Annotated in this window: 10 protein-coding genes and 2 pseudogenes; all 12 read right to left on the bottom strand. The window is 36.1% G+C overall.

Annotated features, from left to right (window positions below; translation table 11 throughout):
- Positions 1–110 precede the first annotated feature (110 nt).
- A complete protein-coding gene (locus DET59_RS21225) occupies positions 111–1082 on the bottom strand; it encodes an MBL fold metallo-hydrolase (RefSeq protein WP_181778274.1) in 972 nt (323 codons plus the stop codon).
- A 130-nt stretch (positions 1083–1212) separates the two neighbouring features.
- Positions 1213–1725 (bottom strand): nucleoside deaminase, encoded by a 513-nt coding sequence (locus DET59_RS21220; protein ID WP_113971574.1) that lies wholly within the window; start codon positions 1723–1725, stop codon positions 1213–1215.
- Positions 1726–1751: 26 nt separating this feature from the next.
- A pseudogene (locus DET59_RS21215) lies at positions 1752–2087 on the bottom strand (histidine phosphatase family protein); the annotation flags it as partial.
- A gap of 18 nt (positions 2088–2105) precedes the next feature.
- The gene (locus tag DET59_RS21210) at positions 2106–2864 is read right to left on the bottom strand and encodes an HAD-IIB family hydrolase (RefSeq protein ID WP_113971572.1); all 759 of its coding nucleotides are present in this window, start codon (positions 2862–2864) and stop codon (positions 2106–2108) included.
- A gap of 26 nt (positions 2865–2890) precedes the next feature.
- Complete coding sequence (locus DET59_RS21205) at positions 2891–3547, bottom strand: HAD family hydrolase (RefSeq protein WP_113971576.1); 657 nt, start codon at positions 3545–3547, stop codon at positions 2891–2893.
- A 52-nt stretch (positions 3548–3599) separates the two neighbouring features.
- Positions 3600–3818 (bottom strand): hypothetical protein, encoded by a 219-nt coding sequence (locus DET59_RS21815; protein ID WP_113971571.1) that lies wholly within the window; start codon positions 3816–3818, stop codon positions 3600–3602.
- A gap of 96 nt (positions 3819–3914) precedes the next feature.
- A pseudogene (gene fosM, locus DET59_RS21195) lies at positions 3915–4341 on the bottom strand (FosM family fosfomycin resistance protein).
- A gap of 114 nt (positions 4342–4455) precedes the next feature.
- A complete protein-coding gene (locus tag DET59_RS21190; protein ID WP_113971570.1) occupies positions 4456–4986 on the bottom strand; it encodes a GNAT family N-acetyltransferase in 531 nt (176 codons plus the stop codon).
- Between the two features lie 570 nt (positions 4987–5556).
- Positions 5557–6024 (bottom strand): GNAT family N-acetyltransferase, encoded by a 468-nt coding sequence (locus tag DET59_RS21185; RefSeq protein WP_113971569.1) that lies wholly within the window; start codon positions 6022–6024, stop codon positions 5557–5559.
- A gap of 151 nt (positions 6025–6175) precedes the next feature.
- On the bottom strand, positions 6176–6463 hold the full coding sequence (locus tag DET59_RS21180) for a hypothetical protein (RefSeq protein ID WP_113971568.1): 288 nt from the start codon (positions 6461–6463) through the stop codon (positions 6176–6178).
- 201 nt (positions 6464–6664) lie between these two features.
- Positions 6665–7054, bottom strand: coding sequence for a hypothetical protein (locus tag DET59_RS21175; protein WP_397540974.1), 390 nt, complete (start codon positions 7052–7054; stop codon positions 6665–6667).
- A 280-nt stretch (positions 7055–7334) separates the two neighbouring features.
- Entirely contained in the window at positions 7335–7532 is a 198-nt protein-coding gene (locus DET59_RS21170; protein WP_113971566.1) for a hypothetical protein, read from the bottom strand.
- Positions 7533–7688 lie beyond the last annotated feature (156 nt).

The raw sequence follows: 7688 nt of genomic DNA, 5'->3' as shown, positions 1-7688 counted from the left end.
CGTGTTTGTCAAGAGCGATTGCGGCGACCAAGAACCTAACATTTGCGTTAAAGATAATGCCCTTTTCAACTTTTCATAAGTTTTTTGACACTACCCGTTTAGGATGATTTTTATTTCATCACATTTTTACGCTCATAAAATGCATACGCTTTAGATAAGTTCCCTCTAATCCCATTAACCCCTTTCCATTCAACATATTCGTCTGGTATTTCTAGGTTAGAAGCAAACACTTCGAATGGCACGCCATTTTTCACTGCTTCTTTCGTTTTTTCAATCAAAAAGGCTAAATACTTTTTCAGAGTACACACCAATTCACTCCCCCCTGGATATCCGTGACCAGGTACGACAGTCTCAATATCCAACTGCTTCACCTTTTCTAAAATGGCACCGAATTGTTCAGGATCATAAATGGGTACATGTAAATCAACGGTGACCAGGTCACCCATAAACCCCATCTTCTCTTCTGGTAAGTACAGAAATGTGTCGCTTGTGGTGTGGCCACCTCCAAAGCAGTGCAATTCAACCGTTCTTTTTGAGCCTTCAATCACCATCTTTTCTTCAAAAAGAACGGTTGGGAGCACGAGCTTGATAGTAGGTAAGTCTTTTAGAATGACTGACATTTCCTTATATTGATTGGTGAGACTGGCTTTCATGACTCTATCTGCAGTTATAACGATTTGTTTTCCCAGCTTACTCAAATAGTCTTCCGTTTCTTTTATTTCTGTCTGCAAATCTACTATTTTATTTTTCTCTTCAAACCATTTCCTTGTTAGAGAAGTGGAAATAATCGTTGTATCAGCAAATGCTTGATTTCCAAATACATGATCTCCGTGGTAATGACTGTTGATCAGGTACTTCACTTTTTTCCCAGTCAGCTCTTCAGTCAGCTCTTCAGCCTGCTTCCTCAATTCATAACCAGCAGATGGAGTGGCAAGTGAATCGAACACCAGCAAATTCTCACCTAAGTCAACAATACCAGCATTACTCCATGCACCTTGGCCCGGCTTTGCGATAGCTGCATAGACTCCGTCACTTAAGACATATAAACTAAAATAATCAGTGTCTTTTATTTTCTCTTTCACTGTTTTCACCCTCAGGAACTATAATGGTTGTCGACGCTATTACTCAATTCCAATTATTTCAAATCCATGATAGAAACTCAATAACTAATTCCCATAAAAAAAGAAGCTTACCCTATTGCGGATAAGCCCTCTATTCTGGAATAATAGCTTTTCGTAAGTTAGTTACATGATTAGGATTTGTTAACCATTTACTCATAAGTTCCATTTGCTTCTGTTTCAAGTCGCCATAAGGTTCTTCAATAGATTCAATTTCATGAAATTTTCTTTCGTATATTTTGGTATCGTTGATTTTTTTATACCCGCCAAAACCTACATCATCGTTTAGTAACCAAACCACTTTTTTAATATTGGCAAACAGTATTCCGCCCGTGCACATTGGACAAGGTTCCAAGGAAGTGTATAGTGTAAACTTCTCACGGTTGACTTTCGCATTAAATATTGATTGACCGGCATTACGGATGGCATCAATTTCAGCGTGGGCAGTCGAATCTTGTTCCGGATGTACTCTATTACGCCCTCTAGAAATGATGTTCTGATTTTCATCCACAATAATAGCCCCAACTGGATATGTATTCTCATTCAATGCTTTTTCTGCTTCTTCAAGAGCCAACTCTAAAAAATATCTGTCTTTTTTCATGGTCATATTTCTCCCCCCATCAACTCCCTATATTAAAAAGAACAATGGCTAATTTCGGTTGAAGTCCCACCCCACAACCTTCGAACTTGCACCAATTCCTTCTCTTTAAATTCCATCCTATAAATATCAGGCTTGGATGTGCTATATAAAAAATCCAAGTCATACGTACGATCGAAATATCCCATCATCAGGGTCATAACAGCCCCGTGAGATCCTATTACAATATGTTTATCTTTATATGTTTCTAATAGTTCCTTTAGAACGTTAACAGCCCTATTTTGACAATCAGCATTTGATTCCCCTCGCTTTAAAGCGAAACTTGAATCCCGGAACGACTTCTCCAGCAATGGATGCAATTCCTTATCAGAAAACTAGCAGAATGTAGATCAACTTTCCACCATCAGTCCTCTTTGATGATAGAATTCACTCATTTCTTTTATTTTAAATGGAACATCCTCAATCCCTATGGAAGTGGATGCAAATTCTTTTATGGGATGCTGCCCCACACAAACACTGTAGTTTGCGTGTTGAAAAAGTTCTAAGTCATTTTGGTCATTTCCGAATGCCATAAACTCACCTGGTAGTATGCCTAGTTGTCTCAGACCCTCCACCTTATGTATTCCTGACGGGCTTATATCCATGAGTTCTTCATCCCCGTGTTCGTATACTTGTACAGATAACTTCTCGAGCTGTTGTTTGATTGCTTGATCTCTTGTAAATAATACGATTTTCGTGATCTTTGATAAATGAGCCAATGGCTGATCTACAGCACGTTTTTCAGGATCAAGATTACGGAATATAGGGTGACCGCGATCTCCTGTATAGCTGTAATCCCAATCACTGTCTATCAAATAAGTCAGTTGGTTGGATTCAATTATCTGCTTTATTTGATCCACTATTTCTGTTGTGAAAGCCCTAGTCTTAATCTCCCCATCTGCATACGTAAAGGCACCATTCCCGCCGATCATCCGAAAATGCCGGAAATATGCAGGCAGAACTGGTAATAAATCACGAATGGGCCTGGCCGAAGCAAATACAATTTCGTGTCCCTGCTGACTACAAACATTTAAAGCGTCACATATCTCTTGGCTCAGGGGCTTTCCTTTAAAGCAAATCGTCCCATCTAAATCGAATACAAAAATCATCTTTTTTCACCTCAGGCGTGTTGGGATTATGTCATATAGCTTATTAATCTATCAAAAGAATCGATCTCGGCATATGGTTTGATATCGGTATCATTCTTGATTCTTTGAGGATTGAACCATATGCCCTTAATATGTGCATGTTGACAGCCGCTAATGTCCTTTTCTAAGTGATCTCCTACAAATAAGACATCTTCCGGCTGCACATTCAGTTCATCCAGTGCTAATTCAAATATACGTTTGTCCGGTTTAGTCATTCCCACTTCTTCAGAAATAATGATTGTGTCAAAATAACTATTTAACCCAGAGTTTAGTATTTTAGCTTTTTGTCTCTGAGTGGAACCGTTTGTAATAATTCCGACTTTAACGTGCTGCTTTATGGTATTTAGGATAGTAAGTGTATGCTGATGGATAGAAAAACATCGCGGGAAATGATGATTCCAAAAATCTTGGATGTCCTGGCGCGGTAATCTATAATGCGGTGGGAACTCATCAAATAATGATTCCAAAACGTTTCTCTTATTGTTATCACCATAGCTTCCTTTATCGTATTCTCTGAACATATGCAACATTTCGTCTTTTGCCGGATGTGGAACACCCTCATAACATTTTTCTAGAATAAGCGAAAACATTTTATCTACTGCCTGATCCCTGTTAATTAAGGTATCATCCAGATCGAATAGGATTGCTTTATAATTTCTCAAATATTTCCACCGCCTTTCTCTCATGATATAATCCTCACATTTTATTGCCCATTCTGGAATGTCTTTTATCAGCCGCACTTAGTATCAATAAAACAGCAAAAAAGTACACTACACTTCCTATAATCATCTTTGTCCCATTACCTAATGGGAATAGAAATGACATGAAAAATATACAAAATGGACTTAATAATATTAAAGCTAAGCCTATTGTAAATGTCACTTTTTCAGGTATTGATTTAATTTTATCTAACATTTTTCCACCTTCTTTAATAATATCTGTCTACTTATTAATCTAGGTTAGAATTAAGGATTTTCTAAGAACCATAGTACAATGAAGGTGTTAACTAGATCACCCTTTTTTAAAAAACTTCATATGTGCCTTCTCTTCTCTATAGTAATCCAATCTGTCTTGTAACGTCCCAGTATGAAATTCAAATTTATGCCCATCCGGGTCAGTAAAATAGATAGACTTTTTATCTCTTTCATCTCTCGGGCGACCTGACAAGATCTTTACATTTAATTTCTTTAGTTTGTCGAACAAACTATCAAAATCTTTTCTTCAATAAAAAGGCAATATGGGTGTAGGATTGGTGTATTTCATTACGGGGGATGTCTTTCTCTACATTAAGGGCAAACCACATACCCTGTACATCCAAGTAAGCCGTTTTTCTACCCTTTACTAATAATTTTGCATCGAATACTTTTTGATAAAATTTAATGGACGTTTCTAAATCTGTAACTGAAAATAGGAAATGATTAAGCCCTTTTATCGACATTTTTTCACCTCAATAAATAATTTTCATACTACACTATGGAATAATGAAAAAGTTTTCGGGAGTCGCTTTGCCTGATTTTCAGCTATCTTAACTGTGAGCACCATAAGACTGACCTTAATTTCTTTCCATCCATTCGTTTTCTAAAATGCTCATTTCCCACAAGCTCCAGTACTCGTCACCAATTTTCCTTGCATCCCTAAGTAAGCCTTCTTTTATAAATCCTACTTTTTCATAACAAGCAATTGCTGAAGAGTTAAAGTCAAACACCCCAAGACTAACCCTATGTAATTTAAGTTCATCAAATGCAACTTTAAGAATTTCGGTCATCATTTGTTGACCAATTCCCTTTCCTCTTACTGCTTTATCACCCGCCATGACTTTTCCTACTCTTGCTGATTTATTAATTCGATCAATACTGCCTAACGATATATGCCCAATTACATTACCATTTTCTTTATTTATAACGCTATACACTAAAACATCAGAGTTAACCTTATTAGCATTTTTTATGTAATCCTCTAATTGCTCTTCATTTAAGGGGAAACTAAAATTAGGCCCTCCCCACTGAAGTAAAAACTCCGGAGTTTCTATCCAATTAGTAAGTTGCTGAAAATCCGATGTCTCGAAAAATCTTAATTCAATCACAATAAAATTCTCCTCGCTTCTTTGGTACATAGTCTGAATCGCATCGATTCGGTCGTCTTTTTATTCAACTATGGAAGTGTTGTGATGGTTCTGATGCTTCCCAGGTAGTGCAAAAAAGCACGAGATCCGTTCCCTAAAAAAGTTTGAATGGCTTTTACATTCTCATCACTTTCCTTTGGGGAGCTACAGCCTGCAACCAAAGCAATAACAGACGCTAAAACGAATAAGCAACGCCCCCTATAATGGAAGAAGTATATGATGGTTAAAATATCAGATTACGAAGGTACAAAATACCGTATAACAGAGCTCCACTGACTAAAATAGCAAGGCAACCATAACAAACCCATAGATGAACCCTTTTCCGATTGCAAATAAGTCTAAATACATATTTTTTATTCCATCAATTAGAATCTTCAAAGAACTCTCCTCAAATCTAACCATTATTTCTCTAACTACTTAATTATCTATACGAAACAACAAAACAAAAGTTTCAAATATACATCTGGTCTTTATTTGAAACCCAGAGGCGACAGCATAAATTAACACGTTAACACTTGGGTTTTTTCCAATTCATTCAACCTGTTTAATCATATTAACTCCTGCTACTTCAAAACCAATTCTCTCATAAAGTTTTCTTGCTTCATTGTTACTCCCAAAGACGTGTAGCTTTAAGAATAAAAGTTCGTGCTCCCTCATCCACTCTTCAATTTTTTTCATTGTAATCGTACCGTACCCCATATTTCGAAATTCACTTAAAATATATATTTCATATAGAAAGGCACTTTTCTTTGCATTGTCTTTTTCAATCCATAAGCACCCTATATTTTCCAGTTCATTATTTATATTGAAAAAATAGTGACCAGAGGTTTGTATTCCATTAGGTAGTAAGTTATTGAGTTGGTTAGTTGCTTTCGTTTCAAAATCGCCATTTACCTCATAATCGTTTTGAGATAACACTAGGGAGTATCTTTGTATTTTATCTGTAAAGTACTGTTCAAACTCATGCCTTGTCATTTCTATAAGCAAGATATGTTTCATAAATATCTCAAACCCTCCTCTATTCAGTAAGCTGCTTAACTCACTATTTAAAATCCAAATTATCAACTAACCTGCCCAGTATTGAACAAGGGCAATAGCCGGATCGATAGCTGCTCTTCCGTTATTGCCCCCTTTTATTGAAGAGTCTCCTCTATCCTCCAAATGAATAACCGAACAAAAGGAACAAGGAAAAGACTACAAAAATGATACTAATGATTAAGGTAATTATTGATATTGTTTTGCCTAAGCCAGTTTCTCTTTTAGTGCCTAACAAACCAAATATCAAACCTAAAATTGATGTTATAGGTGCAAATTGAATAAAATTCACAATTGCTCCGAAACCATTATTAGAAAATACAGATACCATAAATACAATAAACTCGATAACAAAAACCAATAAGATTACAGCAGCAAGTTTGCCTGATAAAGTTTTAAACATATTGTCCCCTTTCTCTTTCTTTAGAATAATATGACTCTGGATTTAGCTATATATTACTTAGACGAAGGTTCCTTACTTAATGTTTCGAAAAAGACCACCTTATTCCATTAACCTGCTCCAATAGATGAAGAAGGCAATAGCGGTAATCATAGGCGGATATTCAGTTATTGCCCCCGTTAATTGAAGGGTACAGATTTTAACTTATTCATATTCTTTAAATTTCTCCCCACTCTCATTAACCACAGAAAATTCTCCCTCAATCTCATCTATACCTATCAGAATATAGGGATTTTCTTCGTCCGTCTCCGTACTTTTCTCTTCAACAGTTATCGTTGTGCTGTTATTCGACACATCTGCTCCATTAAATTCCAGAGCCTGGTTACTTGTAGCTGATGAAACAACCACCATTTTCTTACCTTCTGATATAGTAAAGACTTTGAACCCTCTAAAATCCGTGTAGTCATTTTGTAGTTGCTCTACATAGTTCTTTACACTTTCCACTTCATCCAATCTATCTTTCTCCAACACCCACGTATTACTACCGCAGGCACTTAGAAAAGCAATCATTAAGACAAATATTAAAAGGTACATTTTCTTCAAATTAGTCACTCCTCCTCTTTAGTTAGACGATTTATAGTTCACCAGTGTTTCGATTATTCCGTTAATGCTGCCCGTTAGCCGAAGATGCTTACGCTTTCTGACCTAATTGTAGGGAGGCGGCTGCTTATTCAGCAAACGCCATCGTTAGTTGAATAAGGATATTACCAAGATCACCTATGATCAACCTTAAGCTCTCCCATTTAACTGTCTTAAATTTTTTTTAGGAATGTCACGACTCCTCAATGTAAAAAGATAGAACATTGAACAGAAACTATTCATCTCGTTTCGTTTTAATTCTATTAATGAGTAGTTGTGTTAAAACAATTGATATAAGAATAGGAGAAGAAGTAATTGCAATCCTCAGGGTTTCATTTAGAGAAGGATCAAAATACGATAATATTCCTTGTATTATTATTGCAGATACTGCATAAATTGATAATCCTAATAGTAGCTGTTTACCTATACTCATACTGCCTCCTTATAGATAACACCAATTAAAGAATTTAAGGACATTAAGCTTATTCCAGTATACTCCCTCTATAAAGAAAGAGATAACTCTTGTTCTCTCGCTTATTCTCAATATTCCTAAGAGATTTATATAGCTAAGACATTCGAAGTATGGATA

This window comes from Rossellomorea aquimaris (genome assembly GCF_003315075.1).
Classification (GTDB): Bacteria; Bacillota; Bacilli; order Bacillales; family Bacillaceae_B; genus Rossellomorea; species Rossellomorea aquimaris_C.
Note: the sequence above shows the minus strand (reverse complement) of the source record. Positions and strands in the feature narration are given on the sequence as shown.